We start from the raw sequence: 26213 nt of genomic DNA on the forward strand, positions 1-26213 counted from the left end.
TCAATTAACATTTAACAATGAGCACTTGGCCGGGTAGCCGCGGGGCGGCGGCATAAATCGTTGGACCGGGTATGCCGCCGCCCCGCGGCTCTGGGTAAGGTAAAAAGAACTTACGAGCTATCTACATACCGTCGCGCTGCGACTACCAGCCAGATGCTCCTTTACCCCTTCGCTTATCTGGCACAGATTCCCCGGTACGGGCAATACTGGCACCGCGTCAAATCATCGGTTTTGCGGATCGGCTCGGCCGGGTCCAGGATGCGGTGTACGAAGTTGGTCAATAATTCCTGGCCTTTGTCGAGGAAGGAGGTGCCGTCTGCGGTCAGGAAGCCCATTTCGGCCGTCATGGGGCCGGCGCTGAGGTTGCGCAGGGAGATAATGGCGGCATCGGCGGCGGGGCGGCCCGTGCGCTCCAGCATGAAGCGGTAGAGCCAGAGCTGGCGCACTTTGTCGGCGGCGGGCGTGGCGTCGGTGAGCAGGCGCTGGGTGGCGGCGGCGGCGTCCTCGCCGCGCTTTTGCAGGCGCAGCTCGTGGGCCTGCACCAGGCCGGTTTTATAGTCTACCACGCGCAGGCGGCCGTCGGGCAGCTCATCCAGCCGATCGGCAATGCCGGAGAGGCGCAGGGTCAGCGTGTCGCCGCCGGGCAAGGTAACCGGAACGGTGGCTTGCAGGATCTCCTCTAAGCCATTGACGTGCAGCGGCAGAGCCCCAGCCTGCCCGGGCAGGCCTTCCAGGTAGCGGCGCACGAGCTGGGCCGCCACCTGACCCAGGACATGGTTCAGGCCTTCGTCGGGGCGGGCGTGGCGGTCGTCTTCTTCCTGGCGCATGGCGGAGGCTACCTCGGCGGGCACCTGCTGGAGCAGGGCAGGCAGGTCGGCGGCCGTCAGGGGGCGTTTTTCCTTAGCGAAAGGCCGCAGCAGGTTTTCCAGCACCGCGTGTACTACCGTCCCGAAGCCATCGGCCCCCAGCTTTTCCTCCACTTCCTCCGCCTCCTGAAACTTGGCCAACCGCGCGAAATAGAACTGCAGGGAGCAATTCAGGAATTGATTTAAAGCGGAAGGCGAGAGGCCGCGAATGAGCACCCCGCGCAGGGCGGTGAGCATTTCGGAGTCTTTTTCGAGCAGGAGGTCACCGACGGTGGCCTCACCCCCCGGCCCCCACTCCTCCGGGAGAGGGGGAGCCTGACGATTTTCCAAAGAGCCAGTCAGAACGTCGACGTGAGGCTCCCCCTCTCCCGGAGGAGTGGGGGCTGGGGGGTGAGGTAAATCGTTGCCTACCGTCGCCACCACATCCCGCAGCACCAGGCCCGGGTTCTGGGGGGCTAAATCATTCTCAATCTGGAGCAAAAAGCGGCTGCGCTCGCCCGTGCGGGTGCCTTCAGCCCCTGGCAGCACATGCAGCAGATCTACCTGGCGGGCGCGCTGGAGCAGACGCCAGAACTGGTGGGCGGTGGCGGCTTCGTGGTCGGCATAGGTGGGCAGGTTGAACTCACGCAGCACGTCGTAGGGAAAGAGGGAATTGCTGCGCTTGGGGGCGGGCAGCACGTTCTCGTTGCAGCTCAGAATGATGACGTGGTCGAAGTCGAGGGCGCGGGTTTCGAGCAAACCCATGACCTGCACATCCGCAATCGGCTCGCCGCTGAAGGGCAGGCGGGTGCGGGCCATCTGCTCGTACAGAAACCGCCGGAATGAGCGCACCGACAGCCGCTGCTCCCGGCAATCGAAGACCGAATCCAGGCGCTTGACAAGGGTAAAAAACAGGTACAGATACTCCGCTTCAACAGCCGAATGCTGGTCCTGGTACGCTTTTTTGAGCAAATCAATGAGTGTGTAGCAGGCCGTGATGATGTCGTCGCAGGTGTCCCAGGTGGCAAACAGCGCCTCGATGAGCGGGTGCTGCCGGCCCAGCTGCAACAGCTCGCTGGCCGGCAGCAGCACCGCGTTGCGCTTGATGATCTGGTTGCAGACGTTTTCGAGCAGGCCGTGGTACTGGGGGGCATTTTCCTGCTTGTCGAGCCACTGCTGGTAGCGGCGCAGAAACGGGTGCTGCAGGAGCTTGGTGACGGCCAGATGATGGTAGCGCGGCACGCCGTAGCCCGTCTCGGCCGAGCCCTCCCGGATGCCGGTCAGGTGTACCTCGAACAGCAGATCGACCAGGTTAAACAGCGGCGTGCTCTGGAAGCTCAAACCCATCGTCACGTTGTACTCGGGCACCGCCTCGGGGGGCAAGCCATGCAGCACGGGCAGCAGCAGCGTCTCGTCGGGCAGCACGATGGCCACTTTGGCCCGCGGGTTCCGGAGGCGGGAGGCGGCCAGCAGTTGGCCGGCTACTTTGCCCTGCATGCTGGCGTTGGCCACGCCCACAAACTGAATTTCGCGGGGCAGCGTACGCAGCAAGTCGGGGAGGGCGCCAGTGGTGCTGGTGAAGCTCTCGGGGGGCAAATCCCACTGCTGGCGGTAGCGGCGCAGGTGCTGGCCGGCACGGTTGGGCGAGTCCTGCTCCAAATAAAATGCGTCGCCATCGAAGCGCACTTCGGCCCGGCCTTGCTTGAGCAGCAGGCGAATAAGCTTTTCTTCGGCTTTGGATAATGAACCCAAACCCAAAAAGACGTGCTGGGGGGCTTTTTGGCCATTATTCAGCATGTCCTGCACATGCTCCACGGCCAGGCGGTAGGCCAGGCCGGGGTAGGCCACGCCTTGCTGCTCCATACGCTTACGTAGGCGCCAGTACACTTTTTCCAGGTCGTCCCAGAAGCGGAAGTAGGCGACTGTAGTGGTGGAAGGCGCGGGCATCTGCTCCAGCGCCCAGCGCTCTAGGGCTTTGGCCTCGGTGAGGTAATCGAAGACCTTGGATGGCTCAGCCAGATTCTGGTCGAGGTTGGAAAAATCCTGCAGCAGCAGCCCCGACCAGCCTACGAACTGGTCGAAATCCAGCTTCTTGTCAATATCACGCAGAATGTCGAACAGCAGGAGCTGCAAGGCAATGGGCTCCTCCACCTGCACGCCCGCCAGCTCTACCATGTAGTCTTCCATGGCCGCGATGCGCGGGCTCCACAGCGCCGTACCTACTTCGGTGGCCAGGGCCAGCTCATTTTTGAGGTACACTACCGCCCGCCGCGTGGGCACCACCACCACCACATCCGACAGCTCTGAGCCCGGATAGCGCGTCACTAAGTCGCGGGCTGCCTGGGTCAGAAAAGGCATGGGGGCATTGCTAGTGGCAGCAGGAGCCAGGGAAGCGGGGGTGACGGGAGCAGAAGTGCTGGGGGGCATTTTGTTGGAAAATTTATAAACTATAAGCAGTCAACTATTAAATCAGGCAGGTGCCTACACCGTTTTTTATAAAGGCATGAATTGTGCGGGTGTGCTGATTAAGTGCAATTATTACAGCTTGTTCTTGCATATGAAGCGATTTTTACTTCTTGGTATTCTATTGTTCATAAGCTCGGCCAGCTTTGCGCAAATGGGTCGTACGCGCCCGGTGGTGGAGTTTAAATTTAAATCCATTTTTGGTGCCCCCAAGAAAGACAGCACCCTTGCCTACTGCCTGCTGGGCACCGGTTTTTACAAAAGCCGCCGCGCCAAGACCACCGACACGCTGATTGCCAGTTGGATAAAGCAACACCCCACGGCGCGGGTAATACCCGTTTCCACCATCGAATCTACCATGCTGGGGTCGTCTAACTCCAGCATGACGTACTGCTGGCTGGTCGACAAAGACGACAACCTCAACCTTTATTTGATTCAAAACGGGTGCTTTCCGGGCGGTACCATGCAAAAACCCAAAGCCGGAGTCAAGACCCACGTTAGCAAAAAGGAATACGAAGAGTTTATGCTGCAGGTCCGGCTGGCCGAGCTGTACGCTCAAAAGAAAAAGCTCGGCGTGTGGGTGAAGGAATAGAGAAAGACCCTAGCCGCGCAGCTCCACGCTTACCAAGTAACTCAGAAGGCCCGGCCACTTGCCGGGCCTTCTTGCATTCATTTGATTGTGTGCCTGATGGTAGGCTCCACGCCTTATCAAAGGTCACCAGTAAGCGGATAATCGTATAGAGCCTTATAAGTGCTTGGGTTACATCTCACAGCAAAAAAATTAATCACTTGATTAAAACATCTTTACAAATAAGGAGTTTATACTCCTCACGCCGCTATACCAAGCTAAAGCAGGTGCGCCTGGGGCAGAGGTAGTGACCAATGCGTATTGACCTAACTTGTTTATGGCCGACGAAAACCCGCAGTGCACGGAACAAAAAATCAAAGAAGCGGCGCGCAAGGTGTTTATGGAGAAGGGCTTTGATGGTACTACTACCCGCGATATAGCGGAGGTAGCCGGCATCAATCAGGCCCTGACCAACTATTACTTCCGCAGTAAAGAGAAGCTGTTTCGGCTGATTTTTGAGGATGTGCACCGGGAGTTCTTCCAGCAGATTTACGCCATTATGGCCCAGCCTATAGACCTGCGCGATAAGCTTCCGCTGCTGGTGGAGGCTCACTTCAGCTTGTTTGCCGCCAACCCCGACTTGCCGCTTTTTCTGCTCTCTGAGCTGCGCCGCCACCCCGATCTGCTGACGCCCCCGAGCAAGGACCGGCCGGTGTTTTTCTTTCTGCGTCAGATGCAGCAGGCCATCGACGAAGGCCAGATCCGGCCGGTGCCGCCCTTGCATGTGTTGCAGCTACTTATGGCCAACATCCAGTTTCTACACTTGTCGCGACCTATTACCATGGAAATAGCCGCGTTCGATCAGGCAGCCCACGAGGAATTTACGCGTCGGCATAAGGACATCGTCATTGATATGCTGATGAGCTACCTGTTCACTTTTTGAAAAATGCCCCCCAGCGCGTCAAGTGGTGAAACATGGGTGCGCCGGCTGCTTTTTTAGTTTGAATTGATTACGTGATGAAGCATTTTTTTGCCCCCCAGCAGTTTCTGAGCCGTGTATTTCTGGTAAGCTTAGCGCTAGTGGGTGGCCCGTGGCTTGGGTGGGCGCAGTCGGGCAAGGCGGGCGCGCCGCCGACGTTGTCGGCCAATGCCACCTTGCAGGAGTGCGTACAGTTTGCCCTGCGCAATCAGCCGCTGGTGCGCCAATCCTTTATCGATGAAGCCATTGGCGAGCGGCAAACCCGCCTTGGCTTATCGGATTGGCTGCCCCAGGTGCAGGGCGTGGGCTCCTATACCCGCAACCTGATTCTGCCTACCACCGTGCTTCCCAACTTTCAGGACCCCACGGCCGGGCAGCAGCTGGTGCGTATTGGCCTGAATAATACTTCCACCATTGGCTTGCAGGGCACCCAGCTATTGTATAGCAACAGACGTGCTATTGGCGGCCCGCTCTATGCGCTTCGTGCGCCTGAACAACAGCCAGAACACCACTGCCTTCAAGATTGACGTGGTGACCAACGTGAGCAAGGCCTTCTACGATATTCTGCTGACCCAGGAGCAGCTGCGCATTCTGGATGAGGCCATCGTGCGCCAGGAAAAACAGCTCAAAGATGCCTTCGCGCAGTACGAGGTGGGCATCGCCGACAAGATTGACTACAAGCGGGCGTCTATTTCGGTGAAGAATGCCCGCGCCCAGCGCAAAACCACGGCTGGCTGAGTCGTTGAAGGGCAAATATGCCACCCTCAAGCAGCTCATGGGCTACGCGCCCGAAAACAGCCTGGCCCTGGCCTACGACACGGCCCAGATGATTCAGCAAACCCGCCTGGATACCACCCAGCAGCTGGCTTTCGAAAACCGCATTGAGGTGCAGCAGCTCCTGACCCAGAAGAAGCTCCAGCGCCTGAACATTGACTATTACCGCCTGGGCTTTCTGCCCTCGCTCTCGGGCTTTGTCAATTACAACCGCGTGTACCAGAACAACGACTTCGCGGCCCTGTACGACCGCGCGTTTCCTAACTCTCAGGCGGGTTTGCAGCTGGCCCTGCCCATTTTTACGGGCACGCGCCGCACGCAGAATCTGAAAATCGAGGAGCTGCGGGATGAGCGCCTCGACCTGGACTTATTCGATACCAAAAACTAGATCAACTCGGAGTATGAGCAGGCGCTGGCAACCTACAAAAGTGCCCTCAACGACCTGGCTACCCAGCAGGAAAACGCCCGCGACGCCCAGGAAATATACGGCATCGTGAAGCTGCAATACGATGAAGGCATCAAGACCTATCTGGAAGTAATTGTGGCCGAAACCGATTTGCGGACGTCGCAGCTTAACTATTACAATTCGCTTTTCGCGGTGCTGGCCAGCAAGCTGGACGTGGAGCGGGCGCTGGGTACCATTGCTTTAAACTAATATAAACCACTGTAGAGACGCGTATTCGCGTCTCAATCGTCGCAGTCATTGTTTAGGCTAACTATTCGAAAGACGCGGCGCCGGTCGTTCAACGAGGAGACGCGAATACGCGTCTCTACAGTGGCGGAGAACTCAATTAAAAATGCCCCCCAGGGCGTTTAAAATGCCTTATTACTTTACAAACATCTACCCCATGAAGTGGAATCTAGTCCGGCTGCTACCCTTTGTTATCGGCTCCGTCGCGGCCACGGCCTGCGGCGCAAAGAAAGAGGAGGCCGCGCAGAGCGCGGCTCCGGTGGCCGTGCCCGTATCGGTGCATAAAGTGACTGAAGAAAGCGTAGTGGGCATCGACACCTACCCTGGCACGGTGGTGCCGCTGAACGAGGTGGAGCTGCGGGCCGAAGTGAGTGGCTACCTGACCAAAAGCTACGTGCGGGATGGCCAGCGGGTAACCAAGGGCCAGCGGCTCTACGAGATTGACCAAAGCCGCTATGCGGCGGCGTACCAGTCGGCCCAGGCCCAGCTGCGCATCACCCAGGCCAACTACCAGAAAGCCGCCAAGGATGCCGAGCGCTACAACCGCCTGGCCGAGCAGGACGCCATTGCCCGCCAGCGCGTCGACTATGCCGCCACCGACGTCGCCAACGCCCAGGCCCAGATAGCCAACGCCCAGGCCAACCTCGCCAATGCCGCCACCGACTTGCGCCGCTCGGTGCTCGTCGCGCCATTTGCCGGTACCATCGGCCTGGCCCAGGTAAAGCTCGGCTCCCTCGTGACGCCCGGCACGACCTTGCTAAACACCATTTCTTCTGATAGCCCCATTGCCGTCGATTTTCCCGTGAACGAGCAGCTGATTCCGCGCTTTTCCAGGTTTGAGCGCGCGGCGGGGGGCAATTCTGACTCCCTGTTCACGCTGGTATTGGCAGGGGAGGAGACGTACCCCGCGCCGGGCAAAATCAACACCATCGATAGGGCCGTGGACCCCCAGACCGGCACCATCATGGTGCGCCTGCAATTCCCGAACGCCGAACGCACGCTGCGCGCTGGCATGAACGCCACCGTGCGGGTGTTGAACGAGGATACCGGCCGCCAGCTCGTCATTCCTTATAAAGCTGTGACGGAGCAGATGGGCGAGTTTTTCGTGTATGTGGTCGGCGACAGCAGCAAGGTGAACCAGCGCAAAGTGCTGACCGGCACGCGGGTAAAGGATAAAGTAGTGGTACGCCAGGGTTTGAAAGCCGACGAGGTTATCGTGACCGAAGGCGTGCAGAATCTGCGTGAGGGCGCGGTGGTGAAAATCGATGAATCCGCCGTGCCCGTAGCCGCCAAGTAATAAAGTGCTTAAACAGCCGGTCGTGTTGCTTTGAAGGCGGTCATGCAGAGCACAGCGAAGCATCTCGCGTGCGGTCGTGAGGTTAGTAAGCCTGCTAAACACGCGAGATGCTTCGGCTCCGCCTCTGCATGACCGCCTGTTTAAACGAAAGGCACAACGACCGCAACGATTCACCAACCGAAGGACAGCGCAGCTGGAGCTTGGTGTTATAATTTCTAGCGTATGATATCTGACGTTTTTATTCGGCGACCGGTTACGGCCATCGTCATTTCGGTAGTGATTGTGCTGCTGGGGGGCATTTCTGTCCTAAACCTGCCCGTCAGCCAGTACCCCAATATTTCGCCGCCCGTGGTGCAGGTGGCGGGCAGCTTCACGGGGGCCGACGCCCAGACGGTGGAGCAAACCGTGGTCACGCCCATCGAAACCCAGATCAACGGGACGCCGGGCATGGCCTACATGCAAAGCAACGCCACCAACGACGGCCGCATGAGTACCAACGTCACCTTCGACATTGGGACCAACATCGACATTGCCACGCTGGACGTGCAAAACCGCGTCAGCGTCGCCCAGCCCACCTTGCCCGACGAGGTAAAGCGCCTGGGCCTGACGGTGAAAAAGCGTAACCCCACCACCCTGATGGTGCTGGCCATCTACTCGCCCAAGCGCAGCCACAGCACCGCCTTCCTCGACAACTACACCAACGTGTACGTGCGTGACGCCCTGCTGCGCGTGCCCGGTGTGGGCGACGTCACCGCGCTGGGTCAGGACTTTAGCATGCGCGTCTGGCTGCAGCCCGACAAGATGGCCCAGCTCGGCCTGAGCGTAACGGACGTGACCAGCGCCCTGCGCGAGCAGAACGTGCAGGTGGCCGCCGGCTCGGTGGGTACGGCCCCGCAGTTCAGCACCCAGGCCTTCCAGTACACTATTTTCGTAAATGGCCGCCTGAATCAGGTCGAGGAATTCGAGGAAATAGTAGTGCGCACTAACCCCGAAGATGGCTCCGTGGTCCAGCTCAAAGATGTGGCTCGGGTGCAGCTCGGCCAGTTCGATTACTCCCGCTACAACACCACCAACGGCATCCCGACCACGCTGCTGCTCGTCAATCAAACGCCCGGCGGCAACGCCCTCCAAACGGCCGACGGCATCTATGCCACTATGGATGCCTTGCAGGAGAAATTTCCGCCCGACGTAACCTACAAGGCGGCTTTCGAGTCGGTGACGGTGGTGCGCGTATCTATCCGGGAAGTGCTGAATACCCTGGGTGAAGCCCTGCTGTTGGTGACGCTCGTCGTGTTTCTGTTCCTGCAAAGCTGGCGCGCCACCCTCATCCCTATTCTGGCCATTCCGGTGGCGATTATCGGCACGTTTATCTTCTTCATTCCCCTGGGCTTCACCATTAATACGCTGACGCTCTTTGGTTTCGTGCTGGCTATTGGTATCGTGGTCGATGACGCCATCGTGGTGGTGGAAGCCGTGCAGCACTACATCGACAACGAGAAGATTCCGGCCCGCGAAGCGACCATAAAGGCCATGAAGGACATTACGGCTCCGGTTATCGCCATTGCCCTGATTCTGGCGGCGGTGTTCGTGCCGGTGGGCTTTATTCCGGGCATCGTGGGCAAATTGTACCAGCAGTTTGCCATTACCATCGCCATTTCGGTGGTGCTGTCGGCTTCCGTGGCCCTCACGCTCACACCGGCCTTGTGCGCCCTGCTCATGCGCCCCACCGAGCAGAACGCCGACTCCAAAGGCCTGAACAAGCTATTCTACAAGTTCAATATGTGGTTTGGCCGTACCACCGAGTCGTACTCTTTGGGGGTGCGCAAAGCGCTCCGGTTCGCGCCCTTTGTCATGATTCTGCTGGCCTGCATTTACGCGGGCACGGTGGGCTTGTTCAATGCCAAGCCAACGGGCTTTATCCCGACCGAGGACGAAGGTCGCCTGTTTGTGTCGGTGGAATTGCCCCAGGGTGCTTCCAGCGCCCGCACCAAGCAGGTGCTCAATCAGATGTCGGATATTATGCGCCGCAAAGCGCCGGCCCTGCGCACGTATACCGCCGTGGGGGGCTTGAATGCCCTGAACTTCTCCTTCAAGCCCAGCAGCGGCACCTTCTTTATTCAGCTCAAGCCCTGGGATGAGCGCAAGGATGAATCGATGCAGCTGGCGGCCGTTATCGCGGGGCTGCAAAAGGAGTTTTCAGTCATTAAGGGGGCCAATATCGTGGTAGTGCCGCCGCCGGCTATTCCGGGTCTGGGTAACACGGGCGGCTTTAGCTTCCAGCTGGAACAGCGCGAAGGCTCCACCGATATCAAAGCCTTTGAGGCCACGGTCAATAAGTTTGTGGCCGCGGCCAACCAGCGGCCGGAAATCGGGCGGGCGTTTACCTTCTTTACGGCCAAAACACCTGGCTACCAGGTAACCGTGGACCGGGAGAAAGCCAAGAAGCTGGGGGTGTCGCTGTCCTCGGTGTTCACCACCATGTCGACCTATATGGGCTCGGCCTACATCAACGACTTCACCAAGTACGGCCGCAACTTCCGCGTGGTGGCCCAGGCTGATACCTTTTACCGCAAGGATATTGAGAACCTGGGGGGCTATTATGTAATGAATCAGCAGGGTCAGAACGTGCCGCTGCGCTCCATCATCACGACCAAAGTAGTGGAAAATGCCCCCCTGATTTCCCACTACAACCTGTTCCGCTCGGCGGAGATAAACGGCGACGCGGCTCCCGGCTACAGCTCGGGCCAGGCCATTCAGGCCCTTGAAGAAGTGGCCGCCGATGTGCTGCCCGCCGGCTACGGCTACGACTTCTCGGGCCTGAGCCGGGAGGAAATAAGCTCCGGCAACAGCACGATCATCATCTTCGGCCTCTCGATTCTGTTCGTGTTCCTGCTGCTGGCCGCGCTCTACGAAAGCTGGTCGGTGCCGTTCTCAGTGCTGCTGTCGGTGCCGCTGGGCGCGTTTGGGGCTATGATGGCGTTGATTTTCCTGCCCAAGCTCACCAACAACGTCTACGCCCAGATCGGCCTGATTACACTCATTGGCCTGGCGGCCAAAAATGCCATTCTGATCGTGGAGTTTGCCAAGGAGCGCGTCGATATCGGCATGAACCTCATTGAGGCCACCATCGACGCGGTGAAGCTGCGCCTGCGGCCCATTATCATGACGTCGCTGGCCTTTATTCTGGGCGTGCTGCCGCTGGCGTTTGCGTCGGGTGCGGGGGCCGTGTCGCGCCAAACCATCGGCTGGACGGTAACGGGCGGGATGCTGGCGGCTACGTTCCTGGCCATCTTCATCGTGCCGGTGCTCTACGTGCTGATTACCAAATTTGCCTACGGCAAAACCAAGCTGGCCGAGCTGGAAGCCAGCTACGACCCTGCCGCCCACGGCCACGAGCAGCATGGCTCCAAAGAGCCTAATACGCCTCCCACGGGTCCGGCCGGCCCCAGCAGCAACGGCCACGCCAGCGAGGAGCGCAAACGCAAGAAAGAAACGCCCCCCGAGCTTGGCACGTAAAGGCTACGGGCTTGAAGTTTAGCCAAATAGGGGGCGTCATGCTCTATCTGGCGTCCGCTTGTCGAAGCATCTCGCGGGTTTGGTGAGAGTAGTAATACTTATTCTGTTCTACCAACTCATTTTGGCCCAGCAGCCAGCAGAAAGGCCGGCCCCCACGTACGGGAGCCGGCCTTTCTGCTGGCTGGCCTGGGCGCAGGCCACTTATTTGCAAGCTGGCTTAGCTGGTGGGGCCGGCGTCTACCTTGGCTTCGATGGTGCTTTGTACGGTGCCGGATACGGCCGAGAGGATGTTGTAGCCAGTGGCCGACTCGATTGCGTCGACCGTGGTGCGGTAGCTGCCCCAGCTGGTGCTGATGGAATTGGAGTTGGGCATATCCACGGCGATGATCCGGGTGCTGGTGCTCACGCGGCTGGCGTCAGATGAGCCCTCGGGTAATATCACGACCACTTTCCAGGTGCGGGCGGGCACGGTAACGCGGCCCGCGTCGATAGTAGTGGCGTAACCGTTGGAGCCGGTGCCCCCTTTGCCGTAGCTGCCCGCAATGACGTAGAGCTCGTAGCCCTGGCCCACCAGCGTACGGCAGTAGTTCTCCAAGTTGGCCCAGGTTTGCTGGTTGTTGGTCGGGGCCTGGGGCATCATGTTGCTCATGAGGAAGGTAGCCGAGTTATCGGTGACGGAGCCAGTGCGGTCGGCGCTGGGGCAAACGTGGCCGCGGTCGAAGCCCGAGCCGCTGTAGCTGGTGGACCCCACCCGGTACCAGCCGGTGGGCAAGGTGGCGTCGGCGCGAAAATCGTCCTGGCGCGGGGTGCTGCCCAGCCAGGCGCTGCTCAGGTGCCAGCTCACCCAGTTCGGCGTGCCCCGGTCGCGGTGGTACGACATGGCATACTGCGACTTCTGCATCAAGTAGTTCCAGTAGTAGTACGAGTCGGCTACGGCCCCGCTGGGGTTGCCCATGGCTAAGTGGCTGTCGCGGGTGGCGTCGTGACTTACGGGGGCGGCGGTGGGAGTGGCCGGGGCAATCAGCTCGTCTTTCGAACAGGATACAGCCAGGACCATGAGCAGCGCGAAGCTGCTGATGCGGGTAAAGGAAAGCTTCATGCGTTTAGGGGTAGAGGGTGGAAGATGGTAAATGATGGTGCAAAAGTCGGCTGCGAACAGCTCAAAAGAGAGCTTACGCTTGTTATCTAATTGTTGCTAAATGGGCCGAATCCCCTGCCCGTGCGGTTTGCAGATAATCAGCTGACGGCGGACAGCAGCGAAAATGGATAAAAGCAGCTCACAGAAATAACCCTACGTTATGGGCAACTGGTATGTTCGTACCCATGAACACGGGCCTTATTGGGCCGCAAACCGAAATGCGACCGGTGTAATGGCAGCCTTGCTTTTGAACAAACGGGCGAAGTACTGCGGATACTCGAAGCCCAGCTTAAACGCCGTTTCATTGATGGATTGGGACGCGGCGAGCCGCTGCCACCTGTTGTTTTCTTGCTGCTCTCCGAAACAACCCCTACCTATGCTTTATCATCTGCTACCCATGAGCAAACTGCTTTCTATCGTTTTGTTGTGCCTGGCTGCGCAAGCCGTTCTCGCCCAGGTCCAGACATTGCCGCTGTATACCGGCACCATTCCGAACTCCAAACCCAGCAGCGTGCGGGAAACCAGCGTGACCTTGCCCAACGGCGGCGTGCGCATTTCCAACGTCGTGCAGCCCACGCTCACGGTATTTTTGCCCCCCAGCGACCAGGCCAATGGCACGGCCGTGGTTATCTGTCCGGGTGGTGGCTATACGCGCCTATCCATCGACCACGAGGGCTACGACGTGGCCAAGCGGCTGAATGAGATGGGCGTCGCGGCTTTCGTGCTCAAGTATCGTCTGCCCAACGACCAGAGCCAGCCCGATAAATCCGTCGCGCCCTTGCTCGATGCCCAGCAGGCCCTGCGGCTGGTGCGCCAGCAGGCCAGCAAGTTTAACATAAACCCTAATCGGGTCGGACTAATGGGCTTTTCGGCGGGCGGCCACCTAGCGGCTACGGCCGGCACCCACTTCGCCCAACCCGTGGGTCAGCCCACCGACCAAACCACGTCCGTGCGCCCCGATTTTCTGGTGTTGCTGTACCCGGTTATCAGCTTCACCGACAGCCTGAAACACGCCGGCTCACGCAATAACCTGCTAGGCGAGCAGCCCACCGCCGCCCAGATTCGGCTCTACTCCAACGAAACCCAGGTGACGGCCCAAACGCCCCCCACGTTTCTGGTGCACGCCCAGGACGACACGACGGTGCCCGTGCAGAACAGCATTGTTTTCTACGAGGCCTTGCTGCGGCACCAGGTGCCCGCCGAAATGCACTTGTACCCGCGCGGTGGCCACGGCTTCGGCCTGCACAACAAAACCACCCAGGAAGACTGGAGCGCGAGTCTGCAAAACTGGCTGGGGGCTAATGGTTGGCTAAAAAAATAAATCCGCCTTGCCCGACCACCAAATTTCGGTGCCGGGGGGCAAATCCGTTACCACCTCCGATTCCAGTAATAGCACCGCATCTGGGCTTGCAGAGTCCGCGGGCCGCGATATTTCCTCCACGCTGGCGGGCACTAGTTGCTGGTGGCCATTTGGGAATACGAGCCGTACTTCCAGCTTGGTATGCAGAGCAAACTGGCGCAGCAACGGCTCTGACCGACGGGCGATTGCCAATAATCCTAAGCCCGTCAGGTGGTAGCTCTCCGCTACGACAAGTAAAAGCTGCGGTGTCATAAGGGTATTGATCAGGCAATGATATGTAATAACCTCACGAACTAAATGCTACGGGAAAGCGCGTGCCGATGAGCACTTTCGGAGAATGGCGTAGATTAGCTTGCATGAAACTAAAACATACTCTTCTACTACTCATAGCAGGTTTAGGTCTAGGTGTATTAGGTGCCTTATGGAAAATACTGCACTACCCCTACGCCGATATACTAATACTAGCTAGCCTGACTTTAAATTTGGTAGCAGTACTAATAGGGCTTTACAAAATAGTTTCTCATCCCAAGGTTAAAGCAGTTTTGAATCGTTAACTGCCCCAAGCCTGATGACGGATTTCCTCCTGTTTCCTGTCACTGCTGAGATACTTTCCGGGGAATTCCCGGTGTCATAAATCCTGTGCTGCGCTGTAGTTATTTCCAATTCGAATTGCTTACATCTCCTTCATCTGCACCAGCTTTTCGGGCCGGATAGGCAGCGACCGAATGCGCTTGCCGCAGGCCTGAAACACGGCATTTGCCAGGGCCGCCGAGGTGGGGCCTTGCGCAGCCTCACCGGCACCAAGCGGATTTTCGTTGGGCCGATCAATGATGGCGACGATTACGGTGGGCACTTCGTCGAAGCGGAAGATGGGGTAGGTTTCCCACTGCCGGCTCGTGACGTGCTGCTCGTTGAAAAGTACTTCCTCTTTCAAGGTCCAGCTCGAAGCCTAGATCAGCCCGCCCTCGGTTTGGTTTTTCAGGCCGTCGGGGTTGATGGTTTCGCCCGCGTCGATGGCGGCCCAGAGGTGCAGGGCGCGGATGGTGCCCATTTCCTCGGCTACGTGCACTTTAGCCACCACCGCGCAGTAGGCTGCCTGGTTTTTGTATTGGGCGAAGCCAAGGCCGAAACCTTCGCCGGGGGCTAATTTCTCGTTTTTAATCATATCCCGCGTCCGCTGAATCACGGCTTTGGCGCGCTCATCGGTGAGGTGGCGCAGCCGGAACTCCCACGGATCCTGCCTGGCCTGCAAAGCCAGCTCATCCATAAAGGACTCAAGCGCAAACACATTTCCAAAAGCCCCCAGCCCCCGCAGCGCCGACACGCGCAGCGGCCCCTGCACGTAATGCGCATCGAGGCGTTGGTTGGGAATAGCATACAGCGGCTCACCGTTGCGGTAAATAGCGCTGCTCACTTCCGTCGAGGGTGTCGGCAACGCAGGCTGCGCTAGTTGGCGGGCGGCCAGCAACGACTCCGGTTTGCCCCCCGGCCGCGTGCTGTGCGTATCCGACCAGATGTTGGTTTGCCAGTGTGTAATGTGGCCTTCTTTATCCAAACGGGCATCGAGTTGTAGGAGCATGGCGCTGCCGTAGGGCTCCCAGGCGTGCTCATCATCCCGGGACCATTGCAGGCGCACGTGCCGGCCGGGGTAGGCGCGGGCTAATAGGGCTGCTACGGCTACATCGTCGGCGCCGTTGTGGCCGTAGCAGCCCGAGCCCGGCACCGCCTTCACATGGATACGCTCGGGGGGCATTTTTAGCAACTCAACTAATATAGCCCGCAGTGGATATACGCCTTGGCTGTGTGTCCAAATATGTAAATACCCTTCTTTATCCATAAGGGCAATTGCGCAGCTCGGGCCCACGGAGCCGTGCATAAGGTAAGGCTTGAAGTAGCGGGCGCTCAGAGAGGCGGCAGTAGGAGCGGTGCCGGCCGTTGCCGCGTCGAAGCTGCTCATGTCGCCCTTGTTCACGGCACGCTTGGTAATGGCCGGCAATGTAGGGAGCAGCTCCGGCAGCGGCTGTTTGGCGGGGAGCGCGGGGCCGTTGGTCCATTGGGCGTGCTGAATGCCGAAGTCCTGGGCCAGCTTGGCCTGGTACTCTTTTTCGGCAATAAAACCCACGAAGCTGCCGTCAATCACGGTTTTGAGCAGGCTCGGTAGCCGGCGCTGCATTTCGGCCGTGTCTAGTTTCGCTAATTGCCCCCCGTAGGAAGGTGGGCGCAGTACGCGGGCGTGCACCATGCCCGGAAACCGTAAATCCTGCACGTATACCGTCTCGGCCCGCACCATGCGCTCAATGTCGTCGCGGAGTACTGGTTTGCCTACGTGTCGGTACTGACTTTTGGCTTTGAGCTGAATCGGCAATTTCACCTCGCCCTGCAATTGTTGTTATTTTAACAATTGGGCAAATGTAAGCTGACGCTTTCCGTCGGTGGTGCGTACTACGCCATCGGTGAGGCGGAGCTGGCTGGCGTAGTACGCTGAGCTGCCGGGCGGCCAGAGCCAGCAGTTGCTGCCGGGCGGCGGCGGCGGCGTAGCGAATGCTCATGCCGCTGCTTTCGATGGAGGCACTGCCGGAGGTGTAGCGCTCATCGGGGGTGCGGCCGGTTTCGGCCAGCACCACTTCCACGCGCTCCATGGGCAGGTCCAGCTCCTCGACCGCCAGTTGAGCTACGGCCGTTCGAATGCCCTGCCCAATTTCGGTTTTGCCCGTGAGCACCCGTACACGGCCGTCGGCCAGCACTTCCAGCCAGGCATTGATGCGCGGGTTTTTGGCCAGACTTTCCGGCAGCTCATCTGCTGCTAGCGTTTCGCCCGCCAGCAAATCAACCCCGCTGCCCAGCCAAAAGGCAATGGTCAGGCCGCCGGAACTTTTCAGGAAATCGCGGCGGGAAGACGAGGGCTGGGAGGTGAAGTTGGGTGTTATATTTACAAATGGATAAAGGCTGCTCAACTAGGATTTCATCGTATCAGCCGCCTTTTTGATAGCCGCCAATGCCCGCGAGTGCACGCCGTAGCGGCACAGCACCCGGTATAAAGCATTGCGAATGGTTTGGTCGTCGGGCTTGGGGTGCACGGTCAGTAGCACCACCGCCGACATCACCATGCCATTCAGGCAGTAGCCGCACTGGGCCGCCTGCTCTTCCACAAAGGCCTGCTGCACAGGGTGGAGGCTGCCATCGGGGCGGGTGAGGCCTTCCAGAGTGGTAATGGCCGCGTTTTGCACGTTGGCCACCGGCAGCTGGCAGCTGCGCCAGGCAATAGTGTCGAGTAGGACCATGCAGGAGCCGCATTGCTGCAAGCCGCAGCCAAACTTCGGCCCGTTCAGGCCCAGGTCGTCGCGCAGTGCATAAAGCAGGGGCGTGGCCGGATCGACGCGCACGGTGCGCGCCTGGCCATTGACTTGGAGAGTGAATTCGGCTTCCATGGTCAAGACGTTTCCTGAAAATATTTCGACCAGCGGCAAAAGGATATATCCAAAAGCTCAATCATTGCCATTAATCTTCATCACTAACTATATGTCCTGGCCTTATTCCGCTGAAAAAAGCCCCCCAGACAGGAATTATAGTAAGTCAGCCGAGGCTGCTGCGCCATCATTGGCCCAAAATCTTACTCCCAACTTAAGCCCCAAGGCGCGCGTACGCCAAAGCCTACCACTGTTTTAGTCTAACCTCAACGCTATGAATCCTACCCAATTAAGCGACGAACTCCGCAACGCCGACACCCCCGACCTGAACCGCCGCCGCTGGATTGTCGGCCTCTCCATGCTGGGGGCCGCCGCCGGCCAGATTGTCGGTCTGTATCAAACCGGTATTATCAAAACTCTGCCCGATCCGCCCTCCGGGGGACTTTTTAACTCGGCCAAAGTCGACGCCTCCGACTACGCCTACAAGCGCTTCGATACGCCCGACGCCCTCATTATGCTGGTGAGCTACGGCATCACGGCATGGCTGGCGGGCGCGGGGGGCAAAAACCGGGCAACGCAGGTGCCCGCCTTGCCTATTGCTATGGGCGTCAAAACGCTGGCCGACACGCTTACCGCCGTGAAGCTGGGGCAGGAAGAATGGGCCGAGAATAAGGCCCTGTGCTTTTACTGCCAGGTAGCCACGGTGGCTTCCGTCGCCTCGGTGGCCTTGGCCGTGCCGGAGGTTATCAGGGCCGTGAAAAACATCGGCGGCAATGGTAAGGTCCAAGCTGCTTAGAGCAGTTTTTAGGGGCAGTGAGTAGAGGCGCACTATGTTGCGTCTTGCCGTTGGGAAGGAGAAACCGCTTAGGTTGCCAACGCAGCAGTACACAGCCGAATGGCAGAGGCTCCCCTGACAGAAAATGTCTGTCAGAGGAGCCTCATGTTTTCCGGACACTTGACTTCTGCCGGTTTCAGAAACCCTTATCAGAAAGAGCAGCCTGGGGGGCTTTTTCAGCCTTAAATTAAAATACAACCCAATCAGACCGTATCGAAGGCCAGGCCCGAGCTGCCCTCGCCGCGGCCGGTAGTGAACTGCCGCCCTTTCCAGATGGCAACGCGGCCAGCATCGTCGCGGCAACGCTGGTAGGTGGTCTGCACGATCTTGCCGGCCCGCGGGATTTCCTCCTCAAAAATCAGGTAAGGCTTGCCCTCGGCAATGCCTACGGCCAGGGTTTCACTACTGGGTCGCAGGGTTTCCAGGGCCGTGCCAATGAAGTCGGCGCCCTCCAGAATGCGCAGGAGCCGGGCCCGCTGAAACTGAATCTGCCGCCGCGACTGGCCCGTTTGGACCGGAATGAATGGAATCCAGTTGGCGGGCGTGCTCGTTTGCAGCAGGTAGCGTAGCTCGGCCAATTTGTCGGGGTCCAGGGGCGCGGGCGTATCGAGGCCGTACAGGCGTTCCAGCAGTTTCTGTTCTTCTGAAGCCAGTTCGTAGCCGTTGCGGGCGGTGCCGGTCAGGGTTTCCAACACCGACTCGATGCCCCAGGCGAGGTTAGCCATCTCATCTTTCAGGAAAGTGATTTTCTCGATGGGCTTGCTTTCCAGCGACTTGCTCACCACCGGCGGCACGAATAGCGCCGTGCTGGCCGCCTCGCCTCGCCGGCCGCGGGTGCTCAGATTAAACATGCGCCACTGCTGCCACGCATCATCCAAACCACGGCCGGCCGGGTTGATGAATAGCCGCTCCCCGAACACATCCGTCACCACCATGCCCTTGATCTGCGCCATACTGCCCACCGGCAGCTTGTAGGGAATCACGAACCAGTCGTTGGACGACATCAGGGCGAAGCCGGTCATCAGCAGCGTCACCAGGTCGGTGGTCTGGGTGTTGATGTTGGCAAAATTCACCACGCCGTCTTCAAATGTCCACCACCGGGCCTGGGGCATACCGCTAAACTGCACCGGCGTGGGCATGAAGGAGAGCGTCTCCGTTTTGACCTCGGTTTCATCCGGGGCGTCGGGCGTTATCTTCTCATTGTCAGGGTCGATATCAAACGAATACCAGCTGAGCGTGCCCTGCCCGTAGTTATCGGCAATGAGAGTTGTCGATGTGTTGTCAGGCTGTTTCAGGCTGCACTTAAACTGATATTCCAGCTGCTCCGGCGACCAGTTATCGTCGTCAGCATCCAGCGGCTGATTGTACTGCCGCCCAAACCACGCCCGCAGCTCGTCGCCCGCTTTAGCAATTTCGGCCTTGTCGCCCGCCGCCACCGTGATCAGCTCAAACGGGTCGCCGGTGCCCAGCAGTGAAGCCCAAAGCAAGCCGCCATCCAGTTGCTTTCCCTCCACGGCTTCCGCCCACTGCGCTACCTCCTGGTGAGCATAAGTGCTCAGAAACGCCCGGCCTTCGGCCTCGCTGAGGCCCGCCACATCGGCGGGGGTGAGGGCTTCCTTGGGTTTCTTAAACGCGTACGCTTTCAGGTATTTGGGGCCATGATCGGCGCCCACGAGGCCATCGGCGGCCCGCTTGCGCAGCAGCTTCAGCCAGTACTGCCCGATTTGCAGGCGCACCGGATACGTGAGCTGCATCGGCCGGCGCTCCACCAGGGTTTCAAGGGGAATAGTCGGGTGGTAGGGTTGGGCCAGCCCCGTCCGGCCTTTCACGGCCTGAATGGGCGTAGTTTGCACCTGCACTTTGGCCAGGCACGGCGAGCCCGCGTTGTCGAATCGAAACTCGCCCAACTGCCACTGCCGGGTAAGCATCCAGAGCGGATCGCGCACCTCGGCGCGCAGACTCCTGCTCAGGTCCTGGGCGCGCGGGCTGCCTTCGAGGCGGTTCCAGCAGGTGAGGGCCGGAAACAGCAGCTCGGCTTTCAGCGCCACGCTCAGGTTGACGGAAGTGAGGTCAAATAATGGCATTGTACTTAGTGGTTGCGAGTTTGACGATATTTTCAAAAGCGAACAGGTTATCCGCCAGATTAGTCGAGAGAGAGCTCTGATCAGTGGTGACGGCCAGCAGCACGGCGGGCAGCACCTGGGCAAAGGGCGAGGTGTCGATATGGGCCGGCTCCACGGCCCGCACCTTAGCCATCTCAAAGGTTTCGGTGACGCACTCAATCAGGTTTTCCCAGGTCCAGCTGCCCTGCGGAATTGGCGACACGGCCAGCAGCAGCGCTTGGGGCGGCTCCGAGTTGGGCCGGTTTAAATGGGCCGTAATACCGGTCGTGACCGTTGGCAGCGGAATTTCTTCGGTCCACTCGTCCACCAGCAGGCCGCATAGAGGCTGGCCGTCCTCAAACACGGCACCGCCCGCGAAGGCCGCGTCGAGGTGCAGACTCAGCAGCAGCTTGTTCTGCTCCAGCGTGAAGATGCGCGGTTGGTCGGGCGGGGGCAGCGTACGATAGATTTCGGGGATGCGCAGGCCCAGCCAACGGTCCTCTTCGATGTAGGGCAGCTGCATTGCCTGCACCGAAAAAGCCTCCTGGGTAAGCAGCCGCAAGGTTTCGACGGTTTGCATGGCCGGCCGAACCCGCGCGATGCCATACAGCCATTCGTCGGTGGGGAAAGCGTGGGGCTCGTCCTGGAAAAGCTGACTGCTGCCGCTGTCGGTGTGGGCGCTGGCTAGCTCGGCCGCATTGTGGGGCTCGAAAGTAGGCAGGAACCGAAACGCCGCCCCCAGTAGAGCTTGACCAGCTTTTTGCAGAATCGGGAGGATATCTTCTTCCTTGGTCAACGCCGAGGCCAGAGTCAGCTGTTTATCGGACTCCTTTAGCTGCGCCGTCATTTGGGTCAGCACCGCGCCGGCCTGCTCAAGCAAGGGCTGACGGAGAGCATCGCGGCTGGCCCGGTCTTCCTCGGTGGCCACGACTTCTACGGCCCGTACGGAGTGCGGCATCGTGCGCGACAATCCCCAGAACGACAAGCTCCACAGGCTAAGCCGCAGGTCGTCCAGCGTCTGGTTATCGGTGACCAGATTATACGCCGGATCATCGACTGCCGGCACCTGGCTGGCCGCTTTCAAAGCGCTTTCCAGATCATCCTGGTCGTTTTTAAACGTTAGCTGAAGGTTTTTGATCTGAGTAGAGAGAGCTGGCAGATCGTAGCGTTGGCCGCTTATGGACGGTTTGCCTGGTCGCGGCTGGGTGGCGGTCAGATCCATGGCGCCGGCGGGGCGCGAGGCCGTAAGCAGCGTGCTCAGTGCCTTCAGATGGGGTAGCAGCCCAAATAGCGATACATCGGCCGGGTCCCAATCCGCGCCCTTTTCGGTGTAGCGCACTTCCACGGCTACATCTTTCTTCAGTGACTGACGCAGAAAAAAGGCTACGCGCTCATTTAGCTCCGTCAGGTCATTGTGGGCGGTGTCGGATGCGATATACAGCAGGTCAATGGGCGTGAGCCTGAGTTCGGCCATGCTCACGCTCTGCTTATCCGGAGGGCTGCCGTCTCTTGTAATAGCTGCTACCACTTTTACCGTTGCCAGGTCGGGCAAAAAGCCCCCCAGCCAGGCATTAACGGCGGGCGCGGCCATTGCGCGGGGCGTAGCATCACCATCCGGGTCCGTGGGTTTGAGCAGAATGACCGCCTTGTGCGCCAGCGAGAAGCCTCCGCGGGGAATGTTGAGGATTTCCGGCATCGGGATGTGCTTGCCTTCCTGCAATGATTTCATGGCCCCGGCGGCCCGATCATAGTTGCCCTGCACTACCTGGTACACGCTCTCACTCAAGACCAAATCCCCCACGGCGTCGTAGCTATCCAGTAGATTATCAATGGCCTGCACGATTGCCGGCACGGCCTTATTGACCAGCGCAGTGGCGGGCGCGGGGGCGGTGCTGGTCAGGATGTTGCGCACGAAGGCTGCTTTGTCGGGCGCGGTGCGGTAGTCGGTGGTCAGGCGGGTGCCGTCCACGACGTTGCGGGCGGCCTGGGCCTCTGAACTCTGGCCAGTGTTAGCCGTCAGGCGGTCATCCACGAGCGGAAACCGGCGGCGGAATTCAAAGATGAAGCGGTCGAGCTCAAGGTTTTGCTTATCGGCGGCCTCGTGCAGCTCGCGCTCAAACTGGTAGCCCAACAGTGCCCCGATGTACTGCCCGTTGTTCACGCCCTCAATCAAACCCAGCGCCGTGCGCACCCGCTCCGACGAGAGGTTGACGGCCATGGTATCGGCATCGGCGCGGGTGGTGTGGGTCAGGTAGCCGTTGCGTAATACGGCCGCCGCCACGGCGTGCGTCAGGGAAGGCGCGTGCACATGGCCGCCGTTGGTGCTGTCTTCCACGATAATTGCCCCCTGCACCCGCAGCTCGGGCGGCATGGTATTCTGATTTTTGGGCGTTTTGGTATTCGGCACCGGCCGCACGTTTTCGAGCCAGCCGTAGGCCCCGGCGTAGAAGCCCGGCTGCTGGCCCTGCTGCTGCCGCCGATTCTGATTCTGCGTCATACGCTGGCTGGCCAGGCCCGTCATCCAAGCATCGAGGCGGTAGCTGCACAGGTCAATGTGCTCCGCAAATGCCCGTTCGAGCTTGGCACTGGGCCGGTCGGCCAGCTGCCCCAGCGCCTCCAGCACATCGCTCACCGAAAGCGCCTCGGGAGACCGACGCTTCGCTTGCTCAAAGACGAACTGCGCCAGGGTTTTTCGCTCGGAGCCGGTGACGGCGGCGGGGGCGCTGTACAGATCCAGCAGCTTGCTGTTGCGGACCGTTTTCTCGCTCATGCTGTAGTAAGCCGAGTCCCGTAGCTTCTCCGCAATCAGTCCTTTGGCCTTCAAAATGCCCGATCCGCTGTCGTTGTAGGCTTGCCGGAGCGCGTGGCGCAGCAGCAGGTACAGCAGGGCATTGGGCTTGGTGATGCCGGCCCCGAACGCTTCCTTTTCAACCTCGTCGGGCTTGGCTTCCAGCAGCCATTTAAGGTAGTTCCGGCCATCGGGCAGGAAGGGCAAAACGGCGTTGCTTTCCGACAGTGGCACTTTATCACGCTCCACCACTCCCCCGAACAGCTTAAAGTACTTCTCGAAAAACATGAGGTCGTACACCTGCCCGTTCGCTACCCACGGCGCCAGCATGGTGTGCACGTCCCGGTCGACGGCGAAGGAGGTGGTCTGGCCTACGTGCTTGGTGTAGCGCTTGGTGGAGCTCATTTTCACCAGATCCTCGTACTGCCGCTGAGCCAGCGCATACCGCTGAAAAAACGAAACCGAGCTGGCCTGTAAGCCCAGTACTTCCAGCAGGTCCTTGTCGGGCTCGCCGGTTTTCTGCGTAGCGGAAGTCAGCGGGAGTAGCCGGCGCTTAAAGTGTTCGTACGTAATCTGTAAGACGTTATTGAGTCGGGTTTCGAAGCCTCGATTGGGGGTCCATTTGGTGTAGGCTGAGGTGGGCAGAATACCGTAGGGCTGGTTGCCGATGCGGAAGGCGGGCAAGGGCCCCCGCCCGCTGACGCTGGTGAGGAAAAAGTCGCGCACCTCAGCTACGGTATTCGCGTCGAAGGGCGGTTGCAGGGGTTTCTGGACTACTTCGGCATCAGTGCCGGGCTGCATCATCTCCTCCAGAAAATACCCCAGCGTGCCGTGCCAGAGCGCCTGGTGCATGGCCCTGGCGTCGCGCTGGTCCAGCTCGTCGGCGTTGGCGGTACGGTTTAGCAGGCTGGATTGCAGCCCCAGTCGTTGCTTCAGCAGAAACCCATCCGTTTGCCCGGTGGGGGCGGGGCTGTCCTTAAACTGGGCCGGCCCGAAAAGCAGATCGAAGCTTTCAGAAGGGGAGAACGCGAACTGGGTCAGGCCCGAGTCGGTGCCGTCGGTGTTGTTGGTGGCGGTGCCGTTTGGTACGAGGCTGAAGCCTTCGGTGGTGTAATAATGGCCTTCCAGCAGCTCCTCAAACGTTTGGCGCGCTACCTGCTCATTGTCGCTGAAGCGCAGGCCCAGCACCAGCAGCTTATCGAAGCCCGCGGGGGCGGTCATCTTCACGCCCATTCCCACCTTGATGGCCTCGCCGAAGTCGGTCATCCAGGCCATGCCTTCATCTATAATCAGCTCCGCGCCGTCGCGCCGGATGCCTTCGCCCTGCAGGGTTTTCACCGGATCGGGGCCGACGGGCAACGGGTACGGAATGGTATTGCTTAAGACATCCGTGCGCGTGGTGCCGTTGATGCCAATGAAGGCCAGCCGGTCGGGCATCAGGCTTGCCCGCGCCGGCTGCGACCAGCTTTCGGTGCGGGCGTCGTAGGGCGGAAAGTCCGGCACCTCGGGTAAGCTTAAAGAAGGGCTCTGGGGGGCATTTACGGGCCGATATTCGCGCACTATCCACGCGGCGCGCTGCCACGATAAAGCCCCCTGCACCAGCTGGCCCCAGGCCGCCCGTATCAGCGTATCATCGCCCGCAGCCTGACTTACCGCGGTCCAGAATAATTGGGCGATGCGCACTTCATTTTCGGTCAGCTGGCTCTCGTGCGTCACCACCTGCAAATCGTCGGGGTAGGCTCGTACCCATAACTCGGCCCTGACGAATTTGGCTTCCAGGCGAAGCGGCAAGAGCATCACCGGCACTTCCGCGCTGAGGTTGGCGGTCAGGCGAGCGGGCGTGAGGTTCGCCAGCAGCTGCTCCCGCACGGTGCCGGCCACCTTAAGCTTTTCCTTGAGCTGGTCGGTCTGCTGCTCCAGCGTACTATTCAGGTCGGTGATTTGCTGCCCCACGGACGCCAGCGCGGCGGCGTTGGCGGTGGGGCTCATGGCCAGAGCTCCCTGCTGCCTTTGGAGCCGCACGAGTTGCTCGCGGGTGTGCAGGGCTTCGTCCTGCGCCGTCTGGTGTTCCTGCCGGGCCTTCGCAACGAGTGCCTGCTGTTCAGAAAAGGTAGCCATAAGAAAAGGGAGTCAAGAACAAGGAATAACAAGCATAAAGTGGTGGCGGGCAGCCAGATGCAGCCCCGAATTTGCCCCCCGGCTGTTCCCTAAAAGTTTAACATCTCACTACCATGTATCGCAATCATCACTTTGTCCTGATAAGTGATGTAGGCAATGTCAGCCGCGTTGGTCGTTGTGCTCCAGCTATACTTTACGTCTTCGTCGTGGCGGGCTTTATTGTCAAGGCCGGCATCACCCGTGAGCGGATTGGTGTTGCCCAGCGTGAAATTGCGGTTGATGGTCAGCTGCCCGCCGTCGGCGGTGCCAAGATTTTTCCAGTTTAGCTCGTTCCAGGTGTAGAGCGGGTTTTGGGGAGCGTCACCGATATCGAAGCCGAAGCGGGGCTCGCCGGGCCGCTCGCGCAGAATGAAAAACCAGCCGGGGTTTTCGGCCAAGCTGTTGCCGGGGTCGCCTTTCACCTCTTTCACCGTCAGGTTGAAGCCGATAAAGTAGATGTCGGGCAGAATCTGCGCCTTGAACAAGGGGTGCTGAATGTTGGCCTGCCCCGCCATGCTACCATCCTCGTCCGCCAGATTCCGGACCTTGGTAGTATCAATCTGCCCATTTTCCACGGGCCAATCGGCGCGTTGCGCGTAGATGACCGTGTTGGGGTAGCGTTTGAGCAGCTCGCCCCGCACCACTAACACCACGTTGTCCTTCACGGTGGGGCGGTTGTTGTGGTCGCCCAGGTCGCGGTTCAGGGCCCAGCGGTGCAGCTCGGGGATGTTCTTGAACTGCTCGATTTTGGCCTTGGTGGGGTTGGCGCCCATCACCTCCCGCACGTCCCAGAACTGGCGGAAGTAGCTGCCGCGCTGGTCGGTAGGGTACTCGCGCCACAGCAGCTCGCGGGCAAACTCGTGGTTCAGCCCCGTCATGTACGACTCGATGAACTTGCCATTCACGTTGAGCAGCGAAATCACGTTGTTCTGAATCATCTTCAGATTTGGCACCATGTACTCGCCCGAAATGTCACGCAGGGGCGCGTACATGGGGTCCGTCAGTTCAGGGTAAGCCATGACGGGCCGCACGAACTTAGCCCACTGGCCCAGGTAGTAATCGGCCAGCTTAATGGTGGCCGCCGCCCGGTTTTTCATGGTCACCACCGGGTCGATTTTCTGCAAAACCTGGCCGTAGATGGTTGGGATATTCACCGACTGCGCCACCACCACCGGCGACACGAGAGCGGAGGCTTCAAACAGCAGGTTCTGCTTCTGCAGGGCCGACCGAAACGCCAGATCGTCGTCGGTTTGCTGGGGAAAGAAGCGGGTGGGCGGCAGCCGCAAGCGGAGG

Annotated in this window: 18 protein-coding genes and 1 pseudogene; 9 read left to right on the top strand and 10 right to left on the bottom strand. The window is 59.6% G+C overall.

What is annotated here, in order from left to right:
- Window positions 1-173 precede the first annotated feature (173 nt).
- The gene (locus tag B9A24_RS17095) at window positions 174-3272 is read right to left on the bottom strand and encodes a PD-(D/E)XK nuclease family protein (protein WP_084447229.1); all 3099 of its coding nucleotides are present in this window, start codon (window positions 3270-3272) and stop codon (window positions 174-176) included.
- Between the two features lie 190 nt (window positions 3273-3462).
- Between B9A24_RS17095 and B9A24_RS17100 the strand changes: the two genes are divergently transcribed.
- The 7 genes and pseudogenes from B9A24_RS17100 (at window position 3463) to B9A24_RS17130 (ending at window position 11133) form a co-directional block, all read left to right on the top strand.
- Complete coding sequence (locus tag B9A24_RS17100; RefSeq protein WP_143434997.1) at window positions 3463-3900, top strand: hypothetical protein; 438 nt, start codon at window positions 3463-3465, stop codon at window positions 3898-3900.
- 313 nt (window positions 3901-4213) lie between these two features.
- Window positions 4214-4819 (top strand): TetR/AcrR family transcriptional regulator, encoded by a 606-nt coding sequence (locus B9A24_RS17105; protein ID WP_084447231.1) that lies wholly within the window; start codon window positions 4214-4216, stop codon window positions 4817-4819.
- Window positions 4820-4893: 74 nt separating this feature from the next.
- A complete protein-coding gene (locus B9A24_RS17110; protein ID WP_084447232.1) occupies window positions 4894-5382 on the top strand; it encodes a TolC family protein in 489 nt (162 codons plus the stop codon).
- The gene (locus B9A24_RS22985; protein ID WP_084447233.1) at window positions 5330-5593 is read left to right on the top strand and encodes a TolC family protein; all 264 of its coding nucleotides are present in this window, start codon (window positions 5330-5332) and stop codon (window positions 5591-5593) included. The genes B9A24_RS17110 and B9A24_RS22985 overlap by 53 nt, the downstream gene beginning before the upstream one ends.
- 88 nt (window positions 5594-5681) lie before the next feature.
- Window positions 5682-6284, top strand: a pseudogene (locus B9A24_RS22775) (TolC family protein).
- A 193-nt stretch (window positions 6285-6477) separates the two neighbouring features.
- Window positions 6478-7617 carry an efflux RND transporter periplasmic adaptor subunit gene (locus B9A24_RS17125; RefSeq protein WP_084447235.1) on the top strand — a complete coding sequence of 380 codons (1140 nt, stop codon included), beginning with the start codon at window positions 6478-6480 and terminating at the stop codon, window positions 7615-7617.
- Between the two features lie 222 nt (window positions 7618-7839).
- Window positions 7840-11133: an efflux RND transporter permease subunit gene (locus B9A24_RS17130; protein ID WP_084447236.1), complete on the top strand. Its 3294-nt coding sequence runs from the start codon at window positions 7840-7842 to the stop codon at window positions 11131-11133.
- Window positions 11134-11350: 217 nt separating this feature from the next.
- Here the strand turns inward: B9A24_RS17130 and B9A24_RS17135 are convergent, their stop codons facing one another.
- The gene (locus B9A24_RS17135; protein WP_084447237.1) at window positions 11351-12232 is read right to left on the bottom strand and encodes a DNA/RNA non-specific endonuclease; all 882 of its coding nucleotides are present in this window, start codon (window positions 12230-12232) and stop codon (window positions 11351-11353) included.
- 436 nt (window positions 12233-12668) lie between these two features.
- Here B9A24_RS17135 and B9A24_RS17140 point away from each other — a divergent pair, with 436 nt between their 5' ends.
- Window positions 12669-13592, top strand: coding sequence for an alpha/beta hydrolase (locus tag B9A24_RS17140; protein ID WP_084447238.1), 924 nt, complete (start codon window positions 12669-12671; stop codon window positions 13590-13592).
- Here B9A24_RS17140 and B9A24_RS17145 read toward each other — a convergent pair.
- From B9A24_RS17145 to B9A24_RS17160, 5 genes are all read right to left on the bottom strand, one after another.
- Window positions 13581-13883, bottom strand: a complete 303-nt coding sequence (locus B9A24_RS17145; protein WP_143435000.1) for a hypothetical protein — start codon at window positions 13881-13883, stop codon at window positions 13581-13583. The two genes, B9A24_RS17140 and B9A24_RS17145, sit on opposite strands and share 12 nt — an antisense overlap.
- A 421-nt stretch (window positions 13884-14304) precedes the next feature.
- A complete protein-coding gene (locus tag B9A24_RS22400) occupies window positions 14305-14565 on the bottom strand; it encodes a xanthine dehydrogenase family protein molybdopterin-binding subunit (protein WP_200813951.1) in 261 nt (86 codons plus the stop codon).
- 15 nt (window positions 14566-14580) lie between these two features.
- The gene (locus B9A24_RS22405; protein WP_200813952.1) at window positions 14581-16002 is read right to left on the bottom strand and encodes a molybdopterin cofactor-binding domain-containing protein; all 1422 of its coding nucleotides are present in this window, start codon (window positions 16000-16002) and stop codon (window positions 14581-14583) included.
- Window positions 15926-16585, bottom strand: coding sequence for a molybdopterin cofactor-binding domain-containing protein (locus B9A24_RS22410; protein WP_084447240.1), 660 nt, complete (start codon window positions 16583-16585; stop codon window positions 15926-15928). The genes B9A24_RS22405 and B9A24_RS22410 overlap by 77 nt, the downstream gene beginning before the upstream one ends.
- On the bottom strand, window positions 16586-17059 hold the full coding sequence (locus tag B9A24_RS17160; RefSeq protein ID WP_084447241.1) for a (2Fe-2S)-binding protein: 474 nt from the start codon (window positions 17057-17059) through the stop codon (window positions 16586-16588).
- 253 nt (window positions 17060-17312) lie between these two features.
- On the opposite strand from B9A24_RS17160, the gene B9A24_RS17165 reads away from it, so the two are divergent.
- Window positions 17313-17834, top strand: a complete 522-nt coding sequence (locus B9A24_RS17165) for a vitamin K epoxide reductase family protein (RefSeq protein ID WP_084447242.1) — start codon at window positions 17313-17315, stop codon at window positions 17832-17834.
- A 242-nt stretch (window positions 17835-18076) separates the two neighbouring features.
- Here B9A24_RS17165 and B9A24_RS17170 read toward each other — a convergent pair whose 3' ends face one another.
- From B9A24_RS17170 to B9A24_RS17180, 3 genes are all read right to left on the bottom strand, one after another.
- A complete protein-coding gene (locus B9A24_RS17170; RefSeq protein ID WP_084447243.1) occupies window positions 18077-19957 on the bottom strand; it encodes a hypothetical protein in 1881 nt (626 codons plus the stop codon).
- Complete coding sequence (locus tag B9A24_RS17175) at window positions 19944-24881, bottom strand: hypothetical protein (RefSeq protein WP_084447244.1); 4938 nt, start codon at window positions 24879-24881, stop codon at window positions 19944-19946. Before B9A24_RS17175 ends, B9A24_RS17170 begins: the two co-directional genes overlap by 14 nt.
- An 89-nt stretch (window positions 24882-24970) precedes the next feature.
- Window positions 24971-26206, bottom strand: a complete 1236-nt coding sequence (locus B9A24_RS17180; RefSeq protein WP_143435001.1) for a hypothetical protein — start codon at window positions 26204-26206, stop codon at window positions 24971-24973.
- Window positions 26207-26213: the final 7 nt, after the last annotated feature.

The organism is Hymenobacter roseosalivarius DSM 11622, from assembly GCF_900176135.1.
In the GTDB taxonomy this organism is placed as follows: Bacteria; Bacteroidota; Bacteroidia; order Cytophagales; family Hymenobacteraceae; genus Hymenobacter; species Hymenobacter roseosalivarius.